Here is a 26,597-nt window from a genome sequence, read left to right as displayed (position 1 = left end):
GGCCGTACGGCAGGCGCCGCGTCCTTGACCTGGTACTCGCTCGATTGGGTCATGCGTGGTCTCCTGCCAGCCACAGTCGGGCTCGTTCGTCGAAGTCCAGGGCGGCCTGCGACCCCCGGTGGGCGAAAGGCGCCAGATCCCGGCGCATGGTTCGCGCTGCCAGCACAACGCGCGCGGACCGGACGCCGTCCATGAGTTCCAGGGCCTTGTGCCACGTCGTGCACGCCTGCTCGACATGCCCCTGCCTGCACTGCATGGATCCCGCGTGAGCCAGGCTCAGCGCGGTGATGCGCTGGTGCGAGCAGCCCGAGGTGCTCCAGACGGCCCGGGAGAAGTGGCGTTCGGCGATGTCGTAATGGCCGAGTAACTCGGCCGACTTGGCGGTGTGGTTGCCGACACAGGCACCGGCCGATCCCCACAGCGCGGCCCAGAAGGGCATCTCGCTCTCGTCCGCGCCGTCCACCAGGCGCGCCGCGCGGGCGGCTTCCGTGACGGCTTCGCGGCTTCTGCCCGCCAGGGCGAGCGCCCGCGCGCGCGTGATGACGTACAGCGACTCGGTCGCCGGGTCGGTGCGGCCCTTCACCAGCCGCAGTGCCGCGTCGATGAGGTCCAGCGTGTGCTCGCCGCGCCCCGTCTCCAGGCCGTGATGGGCGAGGATCCGCAGCACGAACGCCGTGTGCAGGTCCAGATCGGCCTGCCTGGTGAGCTTGAGGGCCTGGAGGTAGTAGCGCTGCGCCAGACCCGCCTCGCCCGCGTCGTACGCCTTCCATCCGGCGAGGTAGGCCACGCACGCGGCGGCCGAGAGCATCTGCTGCTTCTGCGTCTCGGTGCGAAAGCGGCCGCGGCACAGGGTGGCCACGTCGGAGACCAGATACTGCACGACGGCGGATCGCCCGTGCTGGCCGCCGTGCCGTTCGTCGACGGCCGTGAACAGGGTGGTCATCTCCCGCACCGCCCGGATCTCCCCCTCGCCCGCGATGCAGGCCGGCCCGGCGGCGGTGCGGGTGCGCGGCAGGGCGGGGGAGGGAACGGCCACGGGCAGGGCGGCCGCCGGGACGGAGTAGGGGGCGGAGCTGATCCACGTCCGGCGCTCGATGTCGGCCCGTCCCAGCCGGATGAGGGCGTCGACCGGGTCCTGCTCCATGTCGAGGCCCAGCGACTCGTCGGCGCTCGAAGGTATGCGTATGAGGCCGAGTTGCTCGGGTGTGACCAGCCGCCCCAGTTTCCGCGACAGCGTCTCGGCGAGAATGCGGGCGGCGGTGGCGCCCGGCTGCGTACCGGCGATCCAGTGGGCGACCGCGGAGGAGTTGGTGCGCAGCTGCGCCACTCCGCTCTCGGCGGCAACGGCTCTGACATCCCTGGCCAGTTCGGCGTAGGAGCAGCCGGCCTCGGTCACGGCCCGTCTCAGTTGCTCGTTTCCTCTGGTCATGCAGCCCTGGTCGCCCCTCGGGTTTAAGCGGCTTAAGCGAACTCCTGAGCCACGGACCCTACCGACGCCGAGCGATGCTTCGTTCACTTTCCGTCGACACAACACACGCAGGGGTGAGGAGGCCGTCCGTGCCGCATCGAGGATGCCGGCCGGGAGACAGCACGCATACGACCGTCGAGCGCGAACTGGTCTGCCAGCTCGTCCTGGAGGCCGGGCGAGCGGTTCCCGTGCCGACTCGGCTGGTCTACCGCACCGACGACCCGTACGCCGTCCATGTCTCCTTCCACACCGACACCGACGAGCCCGTCGAATGGTGCTTCGCCCGCGATCTGCTTGTCGAGGGGATCTTCCATCCGACGGGCGAGGGCGATGTGAAGGTCTGGCCGGGCAGGACGCGGCGCACCATGGACTTCGTCTATCTGCTGCTGTCGGGGCCCACGGACGACACCCTCATCCAGGCACCCTCCCGCGCCGTCTCGGCCTGGACCGAGCGCACGCTGCGCCTGGTCCCCCCGGGCACGGAGGCGGAGCAGTCGCCCTGTGACGCCGACGACTTGGGGCCGGGGTGACCGGCGTCCCGGCCGCCTTCCGGGCGGACGCGTGACCGGCTGCCGCCTTGCCGGCCGTCACGTGACCAGCCTCCTATCCGGCGTCCGGGCCCTGCGCCCGTACCTGTTCGACGTGCTGGAGCGAGTCCCGCAGGTCGCTCAGCCAGGTGTCGGCGTTGCGCTGCACCAGGCGTACGCACCAGGCGAGGGCATCACTGCGGCTGCGGGCGACGCCGCCGGCGATCAGGGTGTCGAGGGTCTGGCGCTCGGGCTGGCGCAGTCGCGTCATCACGGGTGCGGAGACGGTGGTGTACATGGCCCGCTTGTCGCCGCACTCCACGCCCCACGAGACCTTTCGCCCGAACCGCTTCTCGGCCTCGCGCGCGACCCCTATGCGCTCGTCGCGGGTGCGCTCCCGGAATTCGGAGATGCGCCCTTCCAGCGAGGCCTCACGTTCGGCCGGTGACGCTTCCGCGCCGAGGTCGGGCTCCGGGATCCGGCCGACGACGGTGATCTCCTCACGGTCCACGGTCAGGTCCAGGAGCTCGACGAAGAGTCCTTCCGGCAGCCGCCCGGCGAACCAGCCGCGCAGTGCTTGTTCCTGTTCCTTTGTAATCATGTAATTCATATTACTCGCCTGGTCCGCGGATGGAAGTGGTGTCAGCCCACGGCGAAAATCGCACGCGCCCGGCCATGTGGGAGCCCGTCCCGAGGGCTCGCGCCGGCCTGAACGCCGTCCTAGAGTTGACGTGTATCAGGGCAGAACGGCAGATACCACCCTGCCTGTGTCTCTGGGAGGGCATATGACTCATATCTCTCTGACGGTTGACGGCGCGACCCACGAGGACGACGTGGAACCCCGCCTCCTGCTTGTCCACTATCTGCGCGACAACCTGGGCCTCACCGGTACCCCGGTCGGATGCGACACCACGAACTGCGGAGCCTGCACGGTCGACCTCGACGGTGACAGCGTCAAGAGCTGCTCGGTTCTGGCCGTGCAGGCCGACGGCTGTGAGGTGACGACCATTCAGGGACTGGCATCCGGCACCGAATGGGACCCGCTCCAGACGGCGTTCCACCAGCAGCACGCTCTGCAGTGCGGCTACTGCACCCCCGGCATGATCATGGCCGCCCGGGACCTGCTCAAGGAGAACCCGGACCCCACCCCGGAAGAGATCCGCCTCGGTCTCGAGGGCAATCTCTGCCGCTGCACCGGATACCAGAACATCGTCCGTGCCGTCCTCGCGGCGGCCGCCGAGGAGCGGCGCCGCCGCGCTCCCGCGCCCGGAGCCCTCAAGGAGACCGCGCCGGTCGGCTCCACGGCCCCGGCCGCAGCCGGGCAGGAGGCACCGGTATGACCACCGAGCAGCTCAGCGCCGAGGTCGGCCGTTCGCGGGGCCGCAAGGAAGACGCCCGGCTGGTCACCGGCCGGACCACCTGGACCGACAACATCGCCGTCCCGGGCCTGCTGCACATGGCGATCCTTCGCAGCCCCATGGCACACGCCACGATCGACCGCGTCGACGTCTCGTCCGCGCTGGGGCGGCCAGGAGTGATCGCGGCGTACAGCGGCCGCGACCTGGCCGGCGAACTGGGCTCCATGCCCTGCGTATGGCCCGTGACAGAAGACATCGTCATGCCCGACCACCCGCCGATCGCCGTCGACGAGGTCCGCTACCCCGGAGACCCGGTGGCCATCGTCATCGCACGCGACCGTTACGCCGCGGCCGATGCGCTGGAGGCCGTGGAGGTCGACTACACGCCACTGCCTCCCGTGCTGGATCTGGAGGCCGCGCTGGCCGACGGCGCTCCGCTCGTCCACTCCGGCAAGGGCACCAACCGCTGCTACACCTGGCCGCTCGCCACCGGGGACTACGAGGCGGAGAAGGCCCGTGCCGACATCGTGGTGCGCCGCCGCTACACACAACAGCGGCTGATCCCCAACGCGATGGAGCCGCGCGCCGTCGTCGCCACTCCGCCCACGGCGTCCAACGAGTACACCCTCTACTCATCGACTCAGGTCCCGCACGTGGCGCGCGTGACGCTGTCGATGGTCACCGGCATCCCCGAGCACAAACTGCGGGTGATCGCCCCCGACGTCGGAGGAGGCTTCGGGTCCAAGCTCCAGGTGTACGGCGAGGAAGCAGTCGCCCTCGCCGTGGCCAGGCGGCTCGGCCGGCCGGTCAAGTGGACCGAGTCGCGCTCGGAGGGCTACCAGGCCACCCATCACGGCCGCGGCCAGATCCAGGACATCGAGATCGCCGCGACCCGGGACGGCAAGGTCCTCGGCATGCGGGCCGACCTGCTCGCCGACATGGGCGCGTATCTGATGCTGATCACCCCCGGCACCCCGCTTCTGGGCGCTTTCTTGTACTGCGGCATCTACAAGATGAACGCGTACGACTTCAAGTGCACCGGCGTCTTCACCACCAAGACGCCCACGGACGCCTACCGCGGCGCCGGCCGCCCGGAGGCCACCTTCGCCATCGAGCGGACGATGGACGAGCTGGCAGTGGAACTGGGCATGGACCCCATGGAGCTGCGCCGCCGCAACTGGATCGGCCACGACGAGTTCCCGTACACCAGCATCTCAGGGCTCACCTACGACAGCGGCAACTACGAGGCGGCCACCGACCGCGCCGTGGCGCTCTTCGGCTACGAGGACCTGCGCGCCGAGCAGCGCGCCCGCATCGAGAACAACGATCCGGTGCGCCTGGGCATCGGCATCTCGACGTACACCGAGATGTGCGGCCTGGCTCCGAGCCGCATCCTGCGCGATCTGCGCTACGTCGCCGGCGGCTGGGAGGCCGCCGAAATCCGCATGCTGCCGACCGGCACGGTCGAGGTGGCGACCGGCACCAGCCCGCACGGGCAGGGGCACGCCACCAGCTGGAGCCAGATCGCGGCGGACGTGCTGGGTGTGCCCTTCGACGACATCGAGGTGGTGCACGGCGACACCAGGGCGGTACCGCAGGGCATGGACACCTACGGCTCCCGCTCGCTGGTGGTGGGCGGACTCGCCGTCCACCATGCCGCTCAGAAGGTGGTGGCCAAGGCCCGCAAGGTCGCGGCGCATCTGCTGGAGGCGAGCGAGGCCGACCTGGAGTTCTCCGGCGGAGTCTTCTCGGTGAAGGGATCGCCCGAGGCGACGAAGACCATCCAGGAGGTGGCCTTCGCGGCGTTCTCCTCGCACGATCTGCCCGACGGCATGGAGCCGACGATCAACGCCGAGCACCTGGTCGACCCGGAAACCTTCTCCTTCCCGTTCGGCACCCACCTGTGCGCGATCGAGGTCGACACCGAGACCGGCCGTGCCCGGATCCGCAGTTACGTCTGCGTCGATGACGTCGGCAAGGTCATCAACCCCATGATCGTCCAGGGGCAGATCCACGGTGGCGTGGCGCAGGGAATCGCCCAGGCGCTCTACGAGGAGGCGGTGTACGACGCCGAGGGCAACCTGCTCTCCGGCACCATGGCGGACTATCTGGTGCCCTCGGCGGCCGACCTGCCCGACTTCGTCACCGACCGCACCGAGACCCCGGCGACGTCCAACGCGCTCGGCGTCAAGGGTGTCGGTGAGACCGGGACGATCGCCTCCACACCGGCCGTCGTCAACGCGGTCGTGGACGCACTGCGGCCGATGGGTGTCAAGGACGTCGCGATGCCGTGCACCCCGCAGCGGATCTGGCAGGCCGTCACGGCGGCCCGGGCCGAGGAGGCAGCAGCATGATTTCCGCGGCATTCGACTACGCGCGGCCACAGACGGTCGACGACGCGGTCCGCGCCCTGGTGGACGGCGGCGAGGAGGCGAAGGTTCTGGCCGGCGGCCAGAGCCTGATCCCCATCCTGCGGCTGCGGCTCGCGTTCCCCGAACTGCTCGTCGACGTCGGCAGGATCCCCGAGCTGCGCGGTGTCCGCGAAGAAGGCGACGCTCTCGTCATCGGAGCCATGACGACTCACCACCATGTCATCCACGACCCGCTGGTACGCAGCCACGCAGGGCTGCTGGCCGCCGCGACCGAGACCGTCGCCGACCCGTCCGTACGCCACCGGGGCACCATCGGCGGCTCGCTCTCCCACGCCGACCCGGCGGGGGATCTGCCTGCCGTGCTGCTCGCACTCGACGGCGAGATGGTCGCCATGGGGCCCCAGGGCAGGCGCACCGTCCCGGCACGCGAGTTCTTCACCGACTACCTGCAGACCGCTCTGCGGCCGGACGAGCTGCTGGTGGAGGTCCGGGTGCCCAAGAGCGACAACTGGGGCTTCCACTACGAGAAGTTCAACCAGGTCGCGCAGGCCTGGGCGATCGTCGGTGTGGCCGCCATGGTGCGGCGCGGCGACGGCCATCTCGTCGAATCCCGTGTCGCGCTGACCAACATGGGCGCGACCCCTTTGCGCGCGACCGCCACGGAGGAGGCGCTCGCCGGTGCGGACGCCGACCCGGCCGCGGTGGCGCGGGCAGCCGAATCGGCGGCGGACGGCACCCGTCCGGCGTCCGACCTGTCGGCGTCGCCCGAGTACCGCGAACACCTGGCGCGGGTGCTCACCCGCCGGGCGGTGCTGGCTGCGGCCGGGATGGAGTGACGGTGACGGCCGGGCCCGACGAGCTGCGTACGAGACTGGAGACGACCGGTTATCTCGTCGACGACGGTCTGGCCATCGCCTGTTACCTGGCCCTCGAACTGCACAGGCCGATCTTCTGCGAGGGCGACGCGGGCACGGGCAAGACCGCACTCGCGTCCGCCCTCGCCCAGGTGCTCGAAGCGCCCCTGATCCGCCTGCAGTGCTACGAGGGCATCGACGCGTCGCAGGCCCTGTACGACTGGGACTTCCCGCGCCAGCTGCTGCACCTGCGGGCCGCCGAAGCCGCCGGGGTCACCGACGCGGAGCGTTTGGAGAGCGAGCTCTACAGCAGGCGGTTCCTCATCGCGCGCCCGCTTCTGCAGGCGCTTCAGACGCAGCCGTCGGTCCTGCTCGTCGACGAAGTCGACCGGGCCGACGACGAGTTCGAGGCTTTCCTTCTGGAGCTTCTGTCCGAGTACAGCGTGACCGTTCCCGAACTGGGCACCCTGCGCGCGGCGTCACCGCCGGTGGTGGTCCTCACCTCCAACCGTACGCGCGAGGTCCACGACGCCCTGAAACGGCGCTGCCTGTACCACTGGTTCGACCACCCCGGTTTCGACCGCGAACTGGCGATCGTCCGCAGACGCCAGCCGCAGGTGACCGAGCGCCTGGCCGCACAGGTCACCGCCGTCGTACAGACCCTGCGCACCAAGGAGCTGCTCAAGCCGCCCGGGGTGGCCGAGACCATCGACTGGGCGGAGGCCCTGGACGCACTCGGCGCGACCGAGCTCGACGCGGAGCTGGCGCTCGCCACGCTCGGATCGGTCCTCAAGTACCGCGAGGACGCCGAACGGGCCCGTTCCCTGGACCTGTCCGCGCTCCTCGCGGCACGGGGAGCGTGAGCACCGTGCCCCGTACGCCCCTGTCCCCAGCACCGGCGGTGGACGCGACCGCGGTCCTCGTCGGATTCGCCCGTGCGCTGCGCGCGGCTCACGTCGCCGCGGGACCGGACCGGGTGCAGAGTTTCCTGGCCGCGCTCGCGCTCCTCGGGTCCGAGCGGCGCTTTGACGTCTACTGGGCCGGCCGGCTCACCCTCTGCGGCAGCCAGGACGACCTCGAACGCTACGACCGCGTCTTCGCCGCCTACTTCACCCAGAAGCGGCCCCTCGGTGATCGCACGCACAGAGCCCCGGAGCCCAAGCCCGCGCTGCACGTGGTGACCGCCGAGGCCGCCATGACTGCGGGAGGGGAGGAAGACGACGGTCCGGCCTCGCCCGCCGCCACTCTCGCGAGTTCCGCCGAGGTCCTGCGCCACCGGGACATGGCCGACCTGTCCGAGGCCGAGCGTGCCCAACTGCGGCGGCTTATGGCGGCGTTCGCCCTGCGTGGTGAGCCGCGCCGCACCCCGCGTCTGCTCCCGGCCCGGCGCGGCGGCGTCGATCCGCGACGCACCGTACGGGAATTGCTGCACCGCGGCGGTGAACCGGCCCGGCTGCGTTTCCGGGCCCCCGTCACCAAGCCCCGCCCGGTTGTGCTGCTGCTGGACGTCAGCGGCTCGATGGACCCGTACGCGAGCGCCCTGCTCCGCTTCGCGCACGCCGCTGCGAGGGCATCGGTCACCACCCGTACCCGGACCGAGGTGTTCACGATCGGCACGCGGCTGACACGCGTGACCCGTGAGATGGCGCACCGCGATCCGGACGCGGCGCTGGCAGCCGTCGCCTCCGCGGTGCCCGACAGGAGCGGCGGCACGCAGCTGGGCGAGATGCTCCGCGCCTTCCTCGACCGCTGGGGACAGCGGGGCATGGCCCGCGGAGCGGTGGTCGTGGTGCTCTCCGACGGATGGGAGCGCGGCGATCCGGAACTCCTCGCGGCCCAGATGCGGCGGCTGCACCGACTGGCGCACCGCGTGGTGTGGGCCAACCCGCGCAAGGCACGTCCGGGATACGCCCCGCTCGCGGCCGGGATGGCGGCCGCGCTGCCCAGCGTGGACGCCTTCGTCGAGGGACACAGCCTGGCGGCTCTGGAGCGGCTGGCGGCCGTGGTGAGAGGTGCGAGCGATGCGTGAGATTCTCCCTGTGCTCAGCCGGTGGTACGCGTCAGGAACGCCCTTCGGGCTCGCCACCGTTGTCGCGGTGAGCCGCAGTGCGCCACGCGGTCCGGGAGCCGCGATGGCGGTGGGCCCGGACGACCAGGTCGTGGGCAGTGTCTCCGGCGGCTGCGTGGAGGGAGCGGTCTTCGAGCTGGCGCAGGAGGTCGTCGAGACCGGTGAGGCACAGCTGCAGACCTTCGGCTACAGCGACGAGGACGCGTTTGCCGTCGGCCTCACCTGCGGCGGGGAAATCACCCTTCTCGTACGCTCCGTGTCGCCCGCAGCGGACACTTCGTTCGGGCAGGTCGCGGCATCGGTCGCCGAGCACCGCCCGGTGGTGGTGGCGACCGTGACCGACGGTCCGGCCCTGCGCGGGGCCGCCCTTGCCGTGTGGCCTGACGCGGTGTCCGGCTCGCTCGGGTCGGAGGGCCTGGACGCGGCCGTCACCGCGGACGCGCGCGGGGAGCTGGCGCTGGGTGCGACCGGGCTGCGGCACTACGGCCCGCACGGGGAGCGGCGCGAGGACGATGTCACCGTGTTCCTGAACTCCTTCGCCCCGCCACCGCGGATGCTGGTCTTCGGCGCGATCGACTTCGCCGCCGCGGTCGCCCGGATCGGCGCGTTCCTCGGCTACCGGGTCACCGTGTGCGACGCGCGCCCGGCCTTCGCCGACCCCCGCAGGTTCCCGGAGGGGGCCGAGGTGGTCGTGGACTGGCCGCACCGGTATCTGAGCGGAACCGAGGTGGACGACCGGACCGTGATGTGTGTGCTCACCCATGATCCGAAGTTCGATGTCCCGCTGCTCGAAGTGGCGCTGCGCTCCCCGGCCGCCTACATCGGAGTGATGGGCAGCCGCCGCACCCACGACGACCGCATGAAGCGGCTGCGGGAGAAGGGACTGGACGAGGCGGAACTGGCGCGGCTGCGCTCCCCCATCGGCCTCGATCTCGGTGCCCGTACGCCCGAGGAGGTGGCGGTCTCCATCGCGGCGGAGATCGTGGCGCTGCGCTGGGGCGGCAGTTGCACCCCTCTCGCGGACACGGCAGGAGCGATCCATCATCCGCATCTGAAGCCGGTGTGAGGAGCAGACCATGGAACTGCAGCACTCGTTCACCGTCCCTGTACCGGTCGATGAGGCATGGCGGGTGCTCCTCGACATCGAGCGCATTGCCCCCTGCATGCCCGGCGCCTCCGTCGACGGCTTCGACGGCGAGACCATCGAGGGAGGCGTGAAAGTGCGCGTCGGCCCCATTACCGTGACCTACCGGGGCACCGCGACCTTCCGGGAGAAGGACGAGTCGTCGCACCGGATCGTTCTCGCTGCCAAGGGCAAGGAAGTACGCGGACAGGGCACGGCGAACGCCACGGTGACCGGAACGCTGGCAGATCGCGACGGACAGACGGCGGTCGTGGTCGTGACGGATCTGACGATCACCGGACGGCCGGCCCAGTTCGGCCGCGGGGTCATGGCCGAAGTCGGCGACAAGCTCATCGGCCGGTTCGCCGACTGCCTGGCCCAGCAGCTGGCCGGACCCGAACCGGCCGCGGGCGTGCCTGCCGAGGCACCGCAGAAAGCCGCTGCCGAGATCGACGGCGGACCCGCTGCCGAGGTCGCGGGCGCCGGAAGCCATGAGGCCGAGCCGATCGATCTCCTGCGTACGGCGGGCTTCCCGGTAGCCAAGCGTGCGGCGGGAGTTCTTCTCGCGGTGGCCCTCGCGGTACTGGCCGTCGTCCTCATCCGCAGGAAGCGCTGACCGTCCGGGCGGCGAACCGTGTGTCCGATTCGCTGACCGAACCCGATTCGCTATGTCGAACTCGGCGCGCCCTGCATGATCGAGGTGTCCCCGCTGGTCGCCACGCGGGTGGACCGATGAGTACCGACGTCGCGGGCCGGCAGGACGGCCGTGAGGTGTTCACCGTCCGTGTGACCGCGCTCGAGTCCGTCTGATCCCTGACGAGATCCCGCTCGATCCGCTGGATCGGGCGGGATCGCCTGCCCGGCTGAGGCCCGAAGTGGCCTGGCAGGGCTGCGCGTTGACAATGTGACGGAGTTCATTCCCGGGCCTCCGGTGAAGATTCGCTTCGGCCGCGATGTGTGTGGGATCGTCAGGCGGGTTGTTACTCGCGGGTACTCGCGAGTCCCTTCCTGTTGCGCGTATCCCCCAACACACGCTCCGAGGATTCCCACGTGCGTAAGCTGTCCGCCAGACATGCCTTGTTGGCTGCCCTGGCCACCATTTCCCTGTTCGCCTCCGGGTGTTCGGCCGGTACCGGGGAATCGTCCCCCGCCGCGGCCGCGGCAGATGGGCCGACTCCCACCGTCACCCTGACTCCCGACCCCGGCCCCTCGCGGCAGCTCCCCGTCGCCGCGGCACCCGAGGGGAAGCCGACCGCCGTCGCCCGCTCGGGCGCGGGCGGCGCGAAGAAGTCACCGCTCAAGGTCGCCTCGTACGACCGCGGCAGTCGACGTGCCGTCATATCCACGGCGGGGAAGTCACCTTCGACGACCTCCCCGGACACCTCCCCTTCGGAGACCGCCCCGGCCGAGGACGCCCCGGCCGTCGGTGACATCATCGCCAGCGGGCCCGCGCCCGGCGCTCCCGACGGGCTGCTCGCCAAGGTCACCGGCGTGGCAGGAAAGACCGAGAAGGGCACCGAGGTCAGGACCGAGCCGTCGACGCTCGGCGCGCTGCTCGGTGACGACAGGGCCGAGGGAACCGTCCCCGTCGACCCGGCGAGCGTCGGCGTCGAACCGCTGGTCAAGGGAGTCAAGGTCTCCTGGGCCAAGACCGGGAACATCCATGTGGGTCCCCAGGGCGCGAAGGTGCCCCTGGGAAGCCTGCGGATCGATGTCGGGGCCTCCGTCCCGCTCCCGGTCACCGAGGGCGCCCCGGTGTCGGGCGGGGCGTCGGTCTCGGGCTTCGTACAGCTCGCCCCCGAGGTCGAGTTCTCCTACGACGGGTCCTCCGCCTTCACCCCGGACTCCGCCTTCCTCGGTCTCACCGGTGACTGGACGTCCCGGTGGGAGCTGAAGGGCAGGGCGAGTGCGGGCGGCAAGCCGGTGCGGATTCCCTTCGCCAAGCTGCACGCCGATCCCGTGATCCAGGTCGGGCCCGTGCCGGTCGTGGTGAACCTCGACCTCACGGCATATGTCCAGGTGGCCGCGGACGGCACCGTCACCGTCGAGGTCAAGCAGGACCTCAAGGGCGGCTTCCGGATCGGCGGCAGTTATACGAAGGCGGGCGGCTGGAAGCCGGTCAGCACTTCTGACATCACAGGTACTCCGGTACAGGCGAAGGCAACGGCGGCCGGTCAGGTGAAGGCCGCCCTCGGCGCCGAGGCGACGGTCGGTCTGTACGGCGCGGCGGGTGTCACCGCGGATCTCGCTCCGTATGTACGGGGAGAGGTCAGTGCCACCGCGACGCCCGGATCCGTCGTGGGAGCCTGGAAGATATACGGCGGCGTGGACTTGGCAGGGTGGCTGCAGCTGCAGCTCTCCATCTTCGGCACGCCCATCTTCGAACACCGCATCCCCCTGGGTGCGTTGCACCGTGAGTGGCCGCTGGCCCAGGGCAAGGGCGCCCTTGTCTGACCCCTCGTCGACAAGGGGTGGACCGGCCCGGCGGGATCAGCCTCCCGCCGGGCCGTCCGTGGTTTCCGCCGCCCAGTGGCCCGGCCAGGCATTGAGGACGATCGCCAGCTGCGCGCGCGAACGGACGTCCAGCTTCTGGTAGATGCGGGTCAGACGCGCCTCGACCGTCTTCACGCTGAGATACAGCTTGGCCGCCGCCTCCTGGTTGCTGGCCCCCTCGCGGACCAGCAGCGCGAGGCGCAGTTCCGCCTCCGTGAGGGAGGCGGGTGCGCCGCCGCGGGCGGCGTCGGGTTCGGTTGCCCGCGACGACACTGTCTCCGCCGCCAGCGCCAGCCAGGGGGTTGCTCCTGCCCGTTCGAAGAGCGCGGCCGCCGACTGGAGCGCGTTCTGGGCGGCCGACCGCCGTCGGCGACGGCGCTCGACCCGCGCGAGCGCGATGAGTGCCCGTCCGCGCTCCAAGGGCAGACCCGCCGTGTCGAAGCGGTCGGCGGTCCGGGTCAGCAGGCACGCCGCCTCCTCGGCTTTGCCGCTCGCCGCCAGGTACAGCGCGTACGCCCGGTCGCAGCCGAGCAGGACCGTCGTACGGCCCAGGCGCTCGGCCACCGGCCGTACACCGGCGAGCAGGCTCGCGGCTTCCTCCGGTGCGTCGTTCGCGAGCAGCGCCTCGGCCAGCTCCTCGTGCCAGCGCAGCATGGAGGGGTCGACGGTCGACTGGGCGTGCTCGGCGACCTGGACCCGGCGCAGCGTCTCCAGAGCGTTGCCCACATCCCCGGCGACGAGCTGAACGCGGCCCAGTGCGTACAGACTCCGGGAGAGAAAGACGTGATCGCACTCCTCCTCGGATGCCTGGACGCTGCGCCGGGCATAGCTGGCCGCGCGGGCGAAGCTGCCGCCCGCCGTCTCGGCGAGAGCGAGCGTGTACCAGGCGGGGCCGGGCGAGAGACCGGCCTCCAGGGTCAGCGCGAGGGCCTTTCCGGCGTGCGCGAGCGCTGCCGCGCACTGCCCCTGCCGGGCCTCGACCGCCGCGAGCGTGTGGAACAGCTCGATGGCGTCCTCCACCGGGCCACGGCGCTCCACCAGCGGCAGCAAGGCGTTGAGCTGGTCGCGGGCGTCAGCGAGACGGTCGTCGAAGAGAGCATGACGGATCGTCAGAATCTGTGCCGTGTTACGGATACCGAGCGGGCGCTCGAACACCTCCAGGGCTCGCGCCTCCGCGAGAATCCGCTCCGCGTCCGGTGCGCCGAGGACCCGTTCCATCCGGGCCCGCACCGTCAGCGCCCTGGCCGCCGTCTTGCGGTCGCCCACCGATCCGGCCAGCGCGGCGGACTCAACGGCGGCGGCCCGGGAGCGTACGGGATCGCCGTCCGCCAGGACGTACTTCACCGCCAGCCGCAGCTGCACGGCCGCCCGCAGCGCCGTGTCGCCCTCGGAGTCCTCCATCGCGTGTACGTAGATCTCGTCGAGGTCGCTCAGGCCCTGCCCTGCCGTGTCCAGCACCGCGAGCCGCGCGCGGACCCGGTCGGCGGGCGCGGCGTCGCGGGCGAGGAGATCGGTCGCGGCCCGCATCGCCAGATCGGCGCGGGCAGCGCGGGCCGCCTCCTCGGCCGCGTCGACAAGCCGCGTGATCCGCTGCGCACCGAGCCCGACGGGGGTGGACTCGGCCGCGAGCATGGCGAGTTCGGCCGCCAGCGCGCTGTTGCCGCGGCGGCGTGCGGTCTCGGCCGCCGCCGCGACCTGTGCCGCAAGATCCTCGTCGGGGACGTCGGTGGCCAGAGCCCGGTGCCGTACTGCCTCGACGGGGTCGTCCACGACGCGCGCGAGCGCGGAGTGACCGTCGCTGCGCTCGGTCCAGCAGGCGTCGTGCACCAGAGTGGAGGGCAGCACGCCGGCGGTGAAGGCGACCGTGCCGTCCTCCTTGAGGGAGATCAGGTTGGCCCGCTCGGCGGCCGCGAGGTCGGCCTCCGCGGTGAGGCGGCCCGCGCGGCGGATCAGGGACGCCGTCGGCCGCAGCGCCAGAGCGGACAGCAGGAGCGTGCGGCGTACGGCCGGGGAGGCGGCGCCCAGCAGCTGCCGGGCGAGATCGCGCGCACGGCCGGACAGGGACAGCGCCTCGGCGTGGTGCACCGGCGTCCGCGCGTCGGCGAGGGAACGGCCGACGGCGAGCGCGAGCCGCGGATTGCCGCCGCTCGCCCTGTGGATGCGCCCGGCCATCCGGGACGGCAGCCGGTGGTGGACGAGGAGTTCGGCGATCTCGTCGGCGTGCAGCGGCGGCACGAACAGCACATCGGCCTCGGAGGGCACCCAGAGGGGCTCCGGGTCCGCCCCGTCCGGTTGCGGCACATCGGTGCCGGCCGGGTCGGAGCCGTATGCGGCCGGGGTCTCCACGGCGATGACCCGCAGCCCGGCCGGGGCCAGATGGAGGGCGAAGCGCAGCAGGTCGGCGCTGTCGGCGTCGATGCGCTGGACACCGTCCACGACGAGCAGGACGGGACCGCGCGCGGCAAGGGTCCGCAGGATCTGGGCGAGTGCCAGCCGAAGCGCGATGGGATCCCAGCCGTCCTCCGGGATCGGTGCTTCGCGGCACAGCATGGCGACGGCGTTCCGCTGCGGACCTGGCAGCTCTTCGAGCATGTCGAAGCCGCCCGGACCGGCGGGAGCTCCGGGCCCGCCGGGCGTCCCTGGCACGGGCCAGGACACGCTTGCGGTGATGGAGGCGACGAGGGCTGCGGCCGCGGCGCCGGGTATGTCCCGGTCGGCGGGGAGCGTGGCGAGCCAGAGCACCCGTTCGCCGCGTGACTCAGCACGCGCGGCGGTGGCCAGAGCGACTTCCGTCTTACCGACCCCGGCAGGGCCGGTGAGCAGGGCGCGCCCCCGGCTGTTGAGGACCCGTTCGAGCCGGGCGAGGAGCTCCACCCGCCCGACCGGCGCAGGGCGGTACGCCGCCGTTGCCACGTGCCCACCACCACCTTCCGGCGTGCGCGGACCCCCTGCCCACGTGTGCAGAGAATACGAACCAGGCCCGCGTAGTCCAGGCCCGGTGTCCGGCATGCGGACTCCGGGCCTCGGACAGGCGACGGGGCGCGTCTGCGGTGAGCTACCGCGGACGCGCCCCTGACCAGCAATGATGCAGTAATTCGGGGTGGTTCAGAAGGTGAGGCTCCAGCTGTCGATGTAGCCGGTGTCACCCGATGCCACATCGCGGACCCGGAGCTTCCAGGTGCCGCTTGCGACCTCGCTGGACGCGTCGACCGTGTACGTCGCGAGGACGTTGTCGGCGCTGTCCGAGCCCGAGGAGGTCTTGAGGTTGCGCACGGTCCCGTCCGGGGCGATCAGGTCGATGACCAGGTCGCCGCGCCAGGTGTGCTTGATGTCCACGGCGACCTTGAGGGCGGCCGGGGCGTTGCCCGTGAGGCCGGTGACCGCGATCGACGAGGTCGAGGTCGAGTTGTCCGAGATCGTCACGTCCGTGGCGTTGGTGAAGGTCGTACCGCCGGGGGTGCCGGTGACCGCGTTCACGGTCTTGGTGGCGTCGGCGATACCGGTGCCGCAGCCACCGGTGCAGGTGCCCGGAAGCGGCCTGGCGTTGCTCTTGATCGCGGCCTCGATCTCGGCCGGGGTGAGAGTGCTCTTGGCCGACTTGAGGAGCGCGGCGAGCCCGGCGATGTGCGGGGCGGCCATCGACGTGCCCTGGTAGGGCTTGTAGGTCTCCGTCGACTGGGTGGTGGCGCCCGAGTTCAGCGTGGAGAGGATGCCGTTCTCGGGGGTGGTGACGGTGCCGGGCGTGTCGGTGGCGCGGCGGGTCTCGCCGCCGGGCGCGGCGACATCGACGATGCTTCCGTAGTTCGAGTAGAACGAACGGTTGCCCTCACGGCTGGTGGACGCCACATTGATGATGTTGGCGCAGTTCGCGGGGGTGAACCCGGAGGCGTTGGCGTTGCTGTTGCCCGCTGCGACGACCACCGTGGTGCCGCGCGAGACGGCGCCGTTGATGGCGTTCTGGTAGACGCTGGGGCAGGTGGAGCTGGCGCCGCCGAGGCTCATGTTGATGACCTTGGCGGGCGTCGGGTTCGCCGGGACGCCGGGGACGGTGCCACCGGACGCCCAGGTGATGGCGTCGGCGATGTCGGCCGATGAGCCGCCGCACTTGCCGAGCACACGCACGGGCTGGATCTTCGCGTTGTACGCGATGCCCGCAACGCCCTTGCTGTTGCCCGTCGTTGCGGCGATGGTGCCGGCGACGTGGGTGCCGTGCCAGGAGGAGTTGCTCGCCTTGGAGCCGGTGCCGCACTCGCCGTCCGTGGCGTTCCAGTCGCCCTCGTCCTTGGCGTCGCTGTCGCGGCCGTTGCCGTCGCGGGCGTCCGCGGCGGTGGAGATGAAGTCGTAGCCGGAGACGACATTCGACGCGAGGTCCGTGTGGGCCGCGTAGCCGGTGTCGATCACGGCGACGGTGACGCCGCTGCCGGTGGACTTGTCCCAGGCGCCGGGGACATTCATGCCGCCCGTGGCCTCGAACAGGTCCCACTGCTTGGTGTACTCGGTGTCGTTCGGGGTGACCGCCATCGCGTAGGCACGGATGTCGGGCTCCACGGACGCGACCGAGGAGTCGGCGCGGAAGGCGTCCATGACCTCGGCGACGTCCTTCTTGGACGTCTCGCCCCCGAGGTCGATCAGGGCGGCGCCGCCCGCGAGACGGCGCTCGAACGACAGGCTCTCGCCCGTCTTGGCGCCCTTGGCGGCGGCGTCGGTCTTCGCCGCCGCGTTGGAGCCCGCCTCGGCCGTCTTGGCCTTGTAGGTGACGATGACCTTCTCGACCGGTGCGGTCGGCAGCGAGGTCATCGCCTGGGCGGCCGGAGCCGGCTTCGGGGAGGGCGAGGGAGTGGCGGCGAGTGCTACGGACGACGTCGCGGCGACGGCGGCGATCGTCGCGCTCGCGGCCACGACGGATATGAGTCTCCGTCTGGAACCGTTCAAGGTGTTCCCTTTCCACTGACGGTGCGGAGCGCGGGCGGGCGGCGCAGGAGCCACGGTTCGCTGTGGGGGTGCGACCCGCGGTGCCCTTGGGCCGGGTGTTGCCCGTGCGCCGCCCGCCCGTGCGACGGCCCCTGGTCAAGGGCCGCCACCGGACGGAAACCCATGATTTACATGCACCTGACACTTAAGGGTCAGAAGATGAGATCCGCCGGTGCGGCAGACAGTAGGGAACGCGGAGATGAACTCGATACGGGGAAAACCCTTGTCACCCCCGGTGGGGGTGACGGGGAGGGACCGGGGCGAGGCGGGGGCGGTGCCCCCGGGCTGACGGCCCGTCGGGCCATATGGGGAGATAACGACACACTTCGCACGCGTGGCATGCGGCAGGTGTCGCGGCGCGCGGAACGGCGCAGTGTCAGTGGTGGCTGGCATGCTGAAGGCGACCGGCACATCTGTCATCCACCGCGCACACGCGGGAGGAGAATTGCGATGTTGACCAGCTGTTTTGGTTCATCCTCGGGCACGAGATGCTGCACGCGGCCCTGCGGCGCGGCGAGCGGTGCGGCGCGCGCGACCCGTTCCTGTTCAATGTCGCGGCCCACTATGTCGTCAACGGCTGGCGGTACGCGATGGCGTCGGCGCGATGCCCGAAGGGCTTCTGTACGACCAGGAGTTGCAGGACCTCTCGGTCGAGGAGGTCCACGACCGCATCGTCGGTGATCTGCGACAGCGGCGACGTCTGGCGACGCTGCGGGGCAAGGGCGCCGACCGCGCCAGGTCGACCACGCGGAGCAGTTTTCCGGCGCCGGTGGCGCTGCGGTGCAGAGCCCGGCCCGCTGCGGATTCCAGTGCGGTGCGCGGGTCTACGGGCAGTGGATGGAAACGTACGTGTGCGGAGTAGACGAGAGGCGCGAGGCGCGTGTGGTGACGAGGGTGACGTCGTACCCGGACCGTGCTGGGCCCTGGCCGAGTCCGGTGCAGGGGGCGACACCGCCGCGGGAGCCCGCCGTCATCACTGCCACGCGCATGACGGCCAGTATGGCGAGAGCGCGGGCACGGCCGCCCGAGGCGCGCGCCGGGAGTCCCGGCCCGCGATTCAGACGAAGTTGACGTCGGCGCGGTCCAGCAGAGGATCGTCGACCATCTGGAAGAGGGGCACGGCATAGTTGCCGAAGCCGTACCGGCCGCCGAAGTGCAGGCCGAGTACGCGGTGATCGGTGAGGTCGAAGACGGGGGAGCCGCTGTTGCCCCCGAGCGTGGAGCAGTCGTGCATCATCACGCTCTGTTCGGGCCGGAGTTCCGTGGTGGTGCCGGGCTGCAGACGTTTGACGTTGTAGATGTCCATGAAGATTCTGCGCATCGACTCCGGTTCGTTGCGACGGCCGTCGTACGCCGGATAGCCGATGCAGTACACCGGACGTCCGGGCAGATCCGCGGGCACGTCGGCGGCGACCGCGAGTGGGGTCGGCAGCGCGGTGCCACCCGCCGCGGGGGAGACGCGCAGCAGAGCCATGTCGACGTCCTGATGGATGCCGATCACCTCGGTGATCTCGTACGCCGGTTCGCTGCTCGCCGGGAGCGCGCCGTACTCCTCCGCCACGTCGATCCGGGCGCTCATGCCCTGCTGGAACGTCCAGCCGGCGCCGTCACCGCGCGAGAACTCCGCCGCCACATGACGGTTCGTCATCACGACATCCGGGCCGACGAGGAAGGCCGTGCCGAGCCAGTCCAGGCTCGCGTGACCGGAGACCTCGACCCGGCCCACGCGCGCGATCGACTCGCGGATCGCGTCCCGATGGCCGTCCAGGACGGCCCAGTCGCCGCCCTGCGGGGCGAAGTCGTGGTTCTGGACGAGAATGGCGGGTCTGCCCTCCAGCAGGACGATCGCCTCCATGCCGAAGGACTCGTCGTCACTGATCTCGTCCTCGCGCCCCTCGGCCAGTTTGTCCAGACCGTTCGCGCCCGCGGACAGAACGCGGTCCCGTTCCTGCTGCGCGAACTGGGATATCTCTCCGGCGGCATGCTTTTCGGCGGGGAGTTCCTCCGAGGACTCGGGTACTTCCTGCCACAGCCCCTCCCGTACCCGCTGCGCGACGTCGCGCAGATCGGTGAAGACCTGCTCGGGACCGGTCGCCACCGGTGATCTGCTCCGGCTGCCCATCTCTCGCCCTCCTCAGTCGTGTTGTGCCTTCTCGATCTCGGCATGAATGCCGGGGCTGTTCGACTTCAGGTGGCGCATGATGATGTCCATCTGTGTGCCGACGTTGACGAACGCCGTCGTCCTGCCCTGGAACATCACGTCCTCCACGCGCCGTGTGCCCCGGTGAAGTGCCACCACCTTCCAGTCGTCGGTGAACACGGGCGATCCGGAGGATCCGCCGCGGGTGTCGGTGAAGTAGCGCACGTCGCTCCCGTCGGCCGCGTAGACGAGGTTGTTGCGCAGCGCGACCCGCTTGGGCGCTCCGCCCGGGTGCTGAATGATGTTGACGGCCACGACGTCGCCCTTGGCGAGGGCCAGCGGCTCCCTCGCCAGCTTCAGCGACGGCCGTGACGGCTCGGCGGTCAGCCGTACGATCGCGTAGTCGAGTTCCGGGTCGGTGGCGACGAGCTCGCTGACGGTGGCCTCCTCGGTCTCCACGTCGTCCGTGTCGTAGTCGAACCGCGCCCGCGCGTGCTGTGCCTGCAGGCGCAGGTCCTCGGTATCGGCCCGGGGACGTCCCGCCCCCGTGCCGGACCGGGCATTGACCACATGGTGGTTGGTGATGAGGAGGTCCGGGGCGATGAGCCATCCCGTGCCGGAGTGCGGGAATCCGTTGGGCTGAACCGGGGCCCCTCCCTGATAGGGGGGAACCTTGATACGCGCGACCGCCGTGCCCGCCAGGTCGCCGCCCCGCAGGAAGTCGAAGGGGACCGTGTCGTCGCGGTGGACGATCTCCTCCTTGATCTCCCGGATGTCCGAGCCGGGCATCCCCGCCATGATGTCCGGCTCTCCTCCCGCGCTGCGCGCCACATCGTCCAGGGTCCGCTGGAGGAGGGCGAGCGGTTCGGCTTCGGTCGTCTGGGCGATGGCGTTGCGGAGCCAGATCTCCAGCGGGACGGAACCGTCGACGAGCCGTTCGACCCGGTTCATCTCGTTGAGGTCCGAGTGCAGTTGCCGCCCTGGAGCCGGAAGCATCGGCAGCGTGCCCCGGTATTTGGGCATGATCCCGTCGAACAGCAGCGGCCGGACCATGGGGTCCGCGAGCCCGGTCTCCAGGGCGGCGTCGCGTACCTGGAGGATCTCGTGGGCCGTGAGGTAGCTGTTCATGACCGACCAGGCCGCGGGGGGCCGTTCCCTTCGCTCACGTTCTCCGGCTCCGCCGTGTGGGCCGTGGAGCTCGGCGTCGGAAGGCCGCTCGCGCCCACCCTCATGGCGGCGGCAACCCCGGCCGCGATCTCACCGCTTTCGTCGTCGACGGCCAGCAGCCGCTGGGCGAGTGGGTCGAGGGTGCCGCGGTCGCGTGCCAGGCGCAGGATTTCGGTTGTGCTGGAGGGGCCGGTTCCCGCGTGCGGGCCGGCCGGGTCCGCAGCATCGCGGAGGATGTCCATCAGCTCACCGAGCAGGCGTGGCTGACGGGCGGCCGCGCGGCGCATGGCCGTTCCAAGGGTCTCCAGCGCCTCGTCGTCCCCGGGCAGCCCCACGACGTCCAGCGCGTGTCCGAGGGCGTTGGGGTCCTGCGGGTAGATCTGTGAGGCGACGGCGCGTACGAGCGCGGGCTGGTCGGCGAGTACGGCGTCGGGCAACCGATGCAGCCTCTCGGCGAGTCTGCTGTCGGCTTCCGCATCGGGTTCGTCGGCGCCGGCGGCGAGCCGGGCCCGGGCCAGCAACGCGCCCATCGCTTCGAGATCCTGCCCGAGGTCGACCGCGATGTCCTCCGCCGCCCGCAGGTCGTCGCCCGCGCCTTCCACGTCGCCCGCCTCCTCCGCGAGGCGGGCGGACAGCAGGAGCAACTCCAGTTGTCTCTCGGCGCAACCCGCGCCCGCCGCGGCGGTGACGGCCTGCGACACCGTCCCCCGCGCCTGTGCCCCTTGTCCGAGTCTGTTCATCGTCTCGGCCAGCAGGGAGTGCAGGGGGCTGCACGCCGTCCAGGGCCTGCGTTCACCGAGCCGGACGAGCGCCGCCTCGGGGAAGCCCTGGGCCAGCAGGTCCTCGACCTCACGGGCGGCGATCCGCTCCCAGTCCTCCTGGTCGGCGCCCTCGAGGACATGGTCGGAGGCTCCGCCTCCGAGCTTTGCGGTGAGCAGGCCCGCGGCCCGGGGGGTCATGTCCTGCTGCGCCCCGATCAGGAACCGCTCGACGCCGGGCAGCCACCGTTCCTCCACCGATCGCGGGTTCTCGTCGAGGCGCAGGCGGTGATAGATCTCCTCGGCGCGTGCCTCCAGACCCTCGCGTGTGGCGTGGTACTCGACGGCACGCCGTTCGATCGTCCGCATCACGCCGGTGCGGTCACCGCCGGGCAGGCGCAGCATGATGGCGCGGACGTCGCCGCGGTGCCGTACGGCGCCGGGCCCGGCCGGTTCGACGAGGTCGAGGCGGGAGAGCTCGTCGAAGAGCACCTGGGCGTCGTCGAGGGTCTCCACGGGCAGCCCGCAGGGGTCGGCCAGGACGTCCTTGATGATCTCGGGAGTGATGATCCGGAGCACCAGGCCCGGATGGGCGACACGGCGTACGTCCTGGTTCGCGATGTGGTTGAGGATGCGGTCGTACAGGAGGCCCTGGATGAGCATGCGGTCGACGCGGCGGGTGAACTGCCGGCGCTGGGCCGGCATGCTGCTGAGCAGTTCGCCCATCGACTCGGCTTCGCCTCCGGCGAGGGTGACGGCCCGGGCGGCGAGCTTCAGGCTGAGCGGGTGGCCGCCGACACGGTCGGCCCACATCCCCGCCATCACGGGGTCCGTGACTCCGCAGGCCGTCAGAAGGCTGATGGCGGCGTCCCGGTCGAGTTCGTGGAGCTCGATGTCCTGCGGTGTCACGGTCCGTGCCGGATGGTCGACGGGAGCACGCCCGGAGACGACGACACGCAGCCCCGGATAGACGCTCTGGAACGTGACGCACATCCTCCACAGCCTGCCCATCACGGGTGAACCCCGGTACTGGGCTTCCTCGAACGAGTCGATGACAAGAACGAAGGGCGGGTTCTCCATGCCCGCCGCTTCCACCACCCGGACGAGGAGTTCCGCGGTACGCCGGATGAGGTCGGTGTCGCGCTCCGCGGCCCGGATCTGGAACTCGTGGGAGGAGCTGCGGCCCAGGACGGTTCTGGTGGTGGCGAGTTCGTGCAGCTGGGTCACCTGTTCCTGTCCCTCCCGCTGGCCGCGGGCCGTCTGCTGACATTCGTACGCCAGTGCCTCCAACTCGTCACGGTGAGCCGGGTACTGGATGCCGAGCTGCCGCGCGGCCTCGGCGATGAGCGTGACCGGTTCGTGGATCGAGAGCGTGGGCCGCTCGAAGTCGATGTACGCGAAGGGGAAGCTGAGCTCGCGTTCGTGGATGCTGTCGAGGAGGAACCTGGCGAGCAGGGTGCTCTTGCCCATGCCGCCGGGTCCATGGATGACCAGTGGGGGGACCGGCGTGGCGGGATCGGGCGAGGTGCCGATGTAGTCGCGGAGTTCGTCGAGTTCGCCGGTACGTCCCTGGAAGGGCGCCTGGACGAGACGTTCGAGAGGCTCCAGGAGTCTGGCGCGCTCCAGCGTGTGCTGGAGTTCACCGGCGTCCGGCAGCCCGGTCATGCCCGGCACGCAGGACAGCCACAGCACCGCCTGGAGCGTGTCGGCCAGTTCGGTTGCGTTCTCAGCGGCCGGCTGGTGCGACCTGCCCGACAGATAGGCCAGGCAGATGCGTTCCGGCCCGGGCGCCTGTGCGAACTGGTCGAGATTGCACTCCAGCGCGCGCCGGGCGGCCTCGGGACCGGAAAGGCCACGCAGCGCCTGATCCCGGGCATCGGCCTTGAGGGCCCAGACGGCTCGTGCCTTCATGCCCATGCCCATGGTGGTGCAGTCGTCGAGCAGTTCGAGGACCGCGCCGCCGGAGGCGTGGTCCTCGCCGGGCAGCCGGAGCAGCATGGGGTCGAAGCGAGTGAGCAGACAGGCGGCCTCCCGATAGGCGGCGCGGGAGTCCGGGACCGTCTCGGAGTCGCCCTCGCCGGCGCGGAGTTCCTGGCGCAGCAGGGCAGCGAAGATCTTTCCCGCCTCAGAGGCCCCGGTAGACACGGATCGCCCCCTCCGCCGCCGTGCAGACTCGTCTCATGTAGCTCTCGCTGCCGGTGCGCGTCTCCGCGGCCCGCAGTACCTCCTGGACGGCCACGTCCACGAGTTCGGTGATCGTGGCCTCGTCGGGCGGTCCGCCGCCGAGGAAGCCGGGAGGCGATTCGTGGAAGTACTGGTCGAAGAAGGTACGCAGATCGGCGGGTTCGGCAACCTTGGCCGTGTCCCAGCACATGCTTCCCCGCAGGTCGTAGGGGAGTTGGCGCATCGAGGGCCCGTAGCCGAGCAGTACCAGGCGGGGTGCCTGGTCGCCTCGTACGGCGGCGTGTTCGTAGATGGCGAGTGCCAGCTGACCGATGAAGTCCCACACATCGGAGCTGGGGTCGAGCTTGTCGCACTCGTCCAGGACCAGCCAGAAGCGGTCCTCGACAGCTGTCGCTCTGCCGACGACCCAGTGCACGGCGTCGTCGATCGACGGCAGTTGGTCGTTGAGCTCCGTGGGGTTCAGCGGTGAGACCCCCGAGCGGGGGTCGGAGACGAATTCGGCGAAACGGCGGACCACCTTGTCCGCGGTGGACGTGTGCGACAGGGTCACCCGGGCGGGACGGAATCCGTAGTGCTGACCGACATGGCGGATGAGCTTGTACGTGTACGACCGTCCGCTGTCCTCGTCGCCGTCGACCAGCAGGACGGATTTCTCGGGATCGTCGACGAACTGACGCAGTGTCTCGCGCAGGTTCCTGCGGTCGATGAAGACCTCGGTGCCGTTCTTGAGGACGCAGGTGCGGAAGTTGTCCTGCGAGGCGTGGACGCGGCAGTCCTCGCGCAGCCGGTCCTGGAATTCGAGAACCTTGGAAACCTCAGGCAGGACGCTGAGTCTGTCGACCGTGGCGACGACTTCGACGAGTTTGAGCTGGCCCTTGATGTCTTTGCGTGAAGCTTGAACCAGTGCGCGGGCATTTTCCGCGCTGACAGCGGTCAGAGGCAGGGCGGCGACGAATTCCGGGGCGAAACCATACTGGACGAGCTGAGTGTGGGGCTCGGTGGTGTCGAGCAGGTACTCCCGTACCCACATGGTGACGAGGTCCCATTCCGTGTCGGCCAACGGCATGTCACACCTGCCCAGCCGCCCCCTGGGGAGCATGAGAACGGCCATCTCCTAGTTGTCATGCTTCCACCCGGTTTGCACTCACGCAAGGTGGCTGAACATCCGCTGGAACGGCTCTCTCACCTTCGGATTTCCCAGATACTCGGAGATGCCGTGATGGTTCTTGCTGTCGTTGGTGACCAGCAGATCGGTCACCTTTTCAACCGGCGCGTACTCGGGCCTGAGCGTGTGGTCGAGAGCGACCAGATCACGCAGATCCGAGGCATTGCGCCAGGCCCGTACTCCGGACGGAACCGCGGGTGGTTTCGCCAGGTGGTCCTGCACCTCGGTGATCGCCAGCGGCGACCCCACGGTGACGAAGAGCTCGACGTCGCGCTCCTCGTCGGCCAGCACCTCATAGGCGACGATGGACCCGAGACTGTGCCCGACGACCGCCAGCGGGGCGCTGTCCAGGCCCTCCAGCATTCCTTTGACCACACCGCGGATCGCCGCTCCCGCACCACCGAAGAAATAGGCGTGGACGTCCTTGAAGGTGTGCTTGACGAGCATCCGGAACACCGCCTTGCGGGCGGGACCCGGCAACGGCATTGCTTCGAGGGGCAGTTGTGCGCCCTGCCCTGTCTCCTCCGTCTCGGCGAGTGTGTCTCCGAGGTACGTCATCTCAAGCAGCCAGTTGGTGAGCGCGTGCTTCACCCCGCCTGCACCGGGCACCGACTCCGGCGCGATCCCGCCCCCGTCGAACCGGGCTTCGTGGATGGTTCGCGCCACGAATTCCTCCGGCGCCTCGAACTCCTCCGGGGCGTATCTTCCCTCGGTCTCCACAGTCCCGCCGTCGACCGGTCCACCCTCCAGCGGGTCGGGCCGGTGGTCGGGCAGGGGTTTGTCGTAGCGAAGCGGAGCCCAGTACGCCATGCGTGAACAATCGCCCATGTCCCGGCCGAAAAGAGCCGTGTCCCACTGGGACTTGAGCAGTTCCGAGCGGACCTTGTTCCCATTGCCGTGGACGTAGATGACCCTGGGTTGCATTGAGCCTCCCGACAGGGCACGGACGCCGCCCACCGGGGCGTCGGTGATTTCAGTATTGGCCTGCCGTTGCGTGTCCGCCATTCGGGCGCCCGCTCGCCGGAAGAGGGTTCAGACACCGAAGGTGCACGGAACTCATCCAGACGACGCACGCCACCCAGGCACAAGGAGCACTTCTCATGTCCACTGGCCTCTCCCTCCACGTCGGACTCAACAAGGTCGACCCAGCGAAATACGGCGGCTGGGACGGCGAGCTCGTCGCATGCGAGAACGACGCCAACGACATGGCCCGCCTGGCCCGCGAAGCAGGCTTCGACGACACGGTTCTCCTCACCTCCGACGGCACCGTCGAAAACGTCACCGCGGAGCTGCGCAAGGCCGCCAAGACACTGAGGAGCGGGGACATCCTGATGTTCACGTACTCGGGTCACGGCGGTCAGGTCCCGAACGCTGTCGGCTCCGACGACGAGCTGGACGACTTCGACGAAACCCTCGTCCTCTTCGACCGCGAATTCCTGGACGACGAGCTCTACCGGGAGTTCAGCCGCTTCGACGACGGTGTGAGGATCCTCGCGCTCCTCGACTCCTGCCACAGCGGGACCGGTATCGAGGTACGGGAAGTCCTCAGCGCCGAGGCCATGCGGGAGCAGTTCCAGACCAGCGACCCCGACGAGATCGAGAACGCCTCACGGCTCATGCCGGTCGCCAAGCAGTTCGAGATCTACCAGCGGGACAAGGAGTTCTTCCAGGAGATCCAGCGCGCGCTGGGCACCCGCAACGGTGAGCAGGAAGTGAACGCCCTGCTCATCTCCGGCTGCCAGGACAACCAGCTCTCCTCCGACGGCCCGGTCAACGGCAAGTTCACCGGCACGCTGCTGGAGGTGTGGGACGGCGGGACGTTCCACGGCGGGTACCGTGCCTTCCACCGCGACATCGTGCGGAACATGCCGGCCACGCAGAGCCCGAATCTCTACGTGACCGGCCATCCCGGGGACGCGTTCCTGGAGCAGCGCCCCTTCACGGTCTAG

19 protein-coding genes and 2 pseudogenes are annotated in these 26,597 nt (G+C 70.3%); 11 read left to right on the top strand and 10 right to left on the bottom strand.

Translation table 11 applies throughout. The annotated features are described in order from the left end of the window. Positions 1-49 precede the first annotated feature (49 nt). Positions 50-1,429 (bottom strand): hypothetical protein, encoded by a 1,380-nt coding sequence (locus tag FBY35_RS03665; protein WP_142212394.1) that lies wholly within the window; start codon positions 1,427-1,429, stop codon positions 50-52. 128 nt (positions 1,430-1,557) lie between these two features. Here FBY35_RS03665 and FBY35_RS03660 point away from each other — a divergent pair, with 128 nt between their 5' ends. After that, complete coding sequence (locus FBY35_RS03660; RefSeq protein WP_260848497.1) at positions 1,558-1,998, top strand: SsgA family sporulation/cell division regulator; 441 nt, start codon at positions 1,558-1,560, stop codon at positions 1,996-1,998. Between the two features lie 73 nt (positions 1,999-2,071). Here FBY35_RS03660 and FBY35_RS03655 read toward each other — a convergent pair whose 3' ends face one another. After that, positions 2,072-2,596: a hypothetical protein gene (locus tag FBY35_RS03655; protein ID WP_142212392.1), complete on the bottom strand. Its 525-nt coding sequence runs from the start codon at positions 2,594-2,596 to the stop codon at positions 2,072-2,074. 184 nt (positions 2,597-2,780) lie between these two features. Between FBY35_RS03655 and FBY35_RS03650 the strand changes: the two genes are divergently transcribed. From FBY35_RS03650 to FBY35_RS03615, 8 genes are all read left to right on the top strand, one after another. Then, positions 2,781-3,335 (top strand): (2Fe-2S)-binding protein, encoded by a 555-nt coding sequence (locus FBY35_RS03650; protein ID WP_142212391.1) that lies wholly within the window; start codon positions 2,781-2,783, stop codon positions 3,333-3,335. After that, positions 3,332-5,707, top strand: a complete 2,376-nt coding sequence (locus tag FBY35_RS03645; RefSeq protein ID WP_142212390.1) for a xanthine dehydrogenase family protein molybdopterin-binding subunit — start codon at positions 3,332-3,334, stop codon at positions 5,705-5,707. Before FBY35_RS03650 ends, FBY35_RS03645 begins: the two co-directional genes overlap by 4 nt. Next, positions 5,704-6,561 (top strand): xanthine dehydrogenase family protein subunit M, encoded by an 858-nt coding sequence (locus FBY35_RS03640; protein ID WP_142212389.1) that lies wholly within the window; start codon positions 5,704-5,706, stop codon positions 6,559-6,561. The genes FBY35_RS03645 and FBY35_RS03640 overlap by 4 nt, the downstream gene beginning before the upstream one ends. 2 nt (positions 6,562-6,563) lie before the next feature. Then, on the top strand, positions 6,564-7,442 hold the full coding sequence (locus tag FBY35_RS03635; protein WP_260848496.1) for a MoxR family ATPase: 879 nt from the start codon (positions 6,564-6,566) through the stop codon (positions 7,440-7,442). A 5-nt stretch (positions 7,443-7,447) separates the two neighbouring features. Next, complete coding sequence (locus FBY35_RS03630) at positions 7,448-8,608, top strand: VWA domain-containing protein (protein WP_260848495.1); 1,161 nt, start codon at positions 7,448-7,450, stop codon at positions 8,606-8,608. Beyond that, a complete protein-coding gene (locus FBY35_RS03625) occupies positions 8,601-9,713 on the top strand; it encodes an XdhC/CoxI family protein (RefSeq protein ID WP_142212387.1) in 1,113 nt (370 codons plus the stop codon). The genes FBY35_RS03630 and FBY35_RS03625 overlap by 8 nt, the downstream gene beginning before the upstream one ends. A gap of 10 nt (positions 9,714-9,723) precedes the next feature. Then, positions 9,724-10,386 carry an SRPBCC family protein gene (locus FBY35_RS03620; RefSeq protein WP_142212386.1) on the top strand — a complete coding sequence of 221 codons (663 nt, stop codon included), beginning with the start codon at positions 9,724-9,726 and terminating at the stop codon, positions 10,384-10,386. A gap of 434 nt (positions 10,387-10,820) precedes the next feature. After that, positions 10,821-12,224, top strand: coding sequence for a hypothetical protein (locus FBY35_RS03615; protein ID WP_142212385.1), 1,404 nt, complete (start codon positions 10,821-10,823; stop codon positions 12,222-12,224). Between the two features lie 36 nt (positions 12,225-12,260). On the opposite strand, the gene FBY35_RS03610 is transcribed toward FBY35_RS03615, so the two are convergent. After that, positions 12,261-15,176: a LuxR family transcriptional regulator gene (locus FBY35_RS03610; RefSeq protein WP_260848494.1), complete on the bottom strand. Its 2,916-nt coding sequence runs from the start codon at positions 15,174-15,176 to the stop codon at positions 12,261-12,263. A 192-nt stretch (positions 15,177-15,368) separates the two neighbouring features. Beyond that, complete coding sequence (locus tag FBY35_RS03605) at positions 15,369-17,060, bottom strand: S8 family serine peptidase (protein WP_142212383.1); 1,692 nt, start codon at positions 17,058-17,060, stop codon at positions 15,369-15,371. A 629-nt stretch (positions 17,061-17,689) separates the two neighbouring features. Between FBY35_RS03605 and FBY35_RS36880 the strand changes: the two are divergent. Next, positions 17,690-17,958 (top strand): annotated as a pseudogene (locus FBY35_RS36880) (hypothetical protein); the annotation flags it as partial. Between the two features lie 2 nt (positions 17,959-17,960). Here FBY35_RS36880 and FBY35_RS36875 read toward each other — a convergent pair. From FBY35_RS36875 to FBY35_RS03570, 6 genes and pseudogenes are all read right to left on the bottom strand, one after another. After that, positions 17,961-18,208: pseudogene (locus FBY35_RS36875) on the bottom strand (glycosyltransferase); the annotation flags it as partial. Positions 18,209-18,291: 83 nt separating this feature from the next. Continuing rightward, on the bottom strand, positions 18,292-19,356 hold the full coding sequence (locus FBY35_RS03590; RefSeq protein ID WP_142212381.1) for a serine protease: 1,065 nt from the start codon (positions 19,354-19,356) through the stop codon (positions 18,292-18,294). A 12-nt stretch (positions 19,357-19,368) separates the two neighbouring features. Next, entirely contained in the window at positions 19,369-20,502 is a 1,134-nt protein-coding gene (locus tag FBY35_RS03585) for a trypsin-like peptidase domain-containing protein (protein ID WP_142212380.1), read from the bottom strand. Further along, positions 20,499-23,444 carry an ATP-binding protein gene (locus FBY35_RS03580; protein WP_142212379.1) on the bottom strand — a complete coding sequence of 982 codons (2,946 nt, stop codon included), beginning with the start codon at positions 23,442-23,444 and terminating at the stop codon, positions 20,499-20,501. Before FBY35_RS03580 ends, FBY35_RS03585 begins: the two co-directional genes overlap by 4 nt. After that, a complete protein-coding gene (locus FBY35_RS03575) occupies positions 23,425-24,549 on the bottom strand; it encodes a hypothetical protein (protein ID WP_142212378.1) in 1,125 nt (374 codons plus the stop codon). Before FBY35_RS03575 ends, FBY35_RS03580 begins: the two co-directional genes overlap by 20 nt. Before the next feature lie 78 nt (positions 24,550-24,627). Beyond that, positions 24,628-25,572 carry a hypothetical protein gene (locus FBY35_RS03570; protein ID WP_142212377.1) on the bottom strand — a complete coding sequence of 315 codons (945 nt, stop codon included), beginning with the start codon at positions 25,570-25,572 and terminating at the stop codon, positions 24,628-24,630. A gap of 176 nt (positions 25,573-25,748) precedes the next feature. On the opposite strand from FBY35_RS03570, the gene FBY35_RS03565 reads away from it, so the two are divergent. Next, positions 25,749-26,597, top strand: coding sequence for a caspase family protein (locus FBY35_RS03565; protein ID WP_142212376.1), 849 nt, complete (start codon positions 25,749-25,751; stop codon positions 26,595-26,597).

The organism is Streptomyces sp. SLBN-118, assembly GCF_006715635.1.
GTDB lineage: Bacteria > Actinomycetota > Actinomycetes > Streptomycetales > Streptomycetaceae > Streptomyces.
Note: the sequence above shows the minus strand (reverse complement) of the source record. Positions and strands in the feature narration are given on the sequence as shown.

Coding starts and splice junctions, on each gene's coding strand:
- FBY35_RS03665 (WP_142212394.1), bottom strand. CDS start 1,429: ATGACCAGAGGAAACGAGCAACTGAGACGGGCCGTGACCGAGGCCGGC.
- FBY35_RS03655 (WP_142212392.1), bottom strand. CDS start 2,596: ATGATTACAAAGGAACAGGAACAAGCACTGCGCGGCTGGTTCGCCGGG.
- FBY35_RS03650 (WP_142212391.1), top strand. CDS start 2,781: ATGACTCATATCTCTCTGACGGTTGACGGCGCGACCCACGAGGACGAC.
- FBY35_RS03645 (WP_142212390.1), top strand. CDS start 3,332: ATGACCACCGAGCAGCTCAGCGCCGAGGTCGGCCGTTCGCGGGGCCGC.
- FBY35_RS03640 (WP_142212389.1), top strand. CDS start 5,704: ATGATTTCCGCGGCATTCGACTACGCGCGGCCACAGACGGTCGACGAC.
- FBY35_RS03625 (WP_142212387.1), top strand. CDS start 8,601: ATGCGTGAGATTCTCCCTGTGCTCAGCCGGTGGTACGCGTCAGGAACG.
- FBY35_RS03620 (WP_142212386.1), top strand. CDS start 9,724: ATGGAACTGCAGCACTCGTTCACCGTCCCTGTACCGGTCGATGAGGCA.
- FBY35_RS03605 (WP_142212383.1), bottom strand. CDS start 17,060: ATGACCTCGCTGCCGACCGCACCGGTCGAGAAGGTCATCGTCACCTAC.
- FBY35_RS03590 (WP_142212381.1), bottom strand. CDS start 19,356: ATGGGCAGCCGGAGCAGATCACCGGTGGCGACCGGTCCCGAGCAGGTC.
- FBY35_RS03585 (WP_142212380.1), bottom strand. CDS start 20,502: ATGAACAGCTACCTCACGGCCCACGAGATCCTCCAGGTACGCGACGCC.
- FBY35_RS03575 (WP_142212378.1), bottom strand. CDS start 24,549: ATGCCGTTGGCCGACACGGAATGGGACCTCGTCACCATGTGGGTACGG.
- FBY35_RS03570 (WP_142212377.1), bottom strand. CDS start 25,572: ATGCAACCCAGGGTCATCTACGTCCACGGCAATGGGAACAAGGTCCGC.
- FBY35_RS03565 (WP_142212376.1), top strand. CDS start 25,749: ATGTCCACTGGCCTCTCCCTCCACGTCGGACTCAACAAGGTCGACCCA.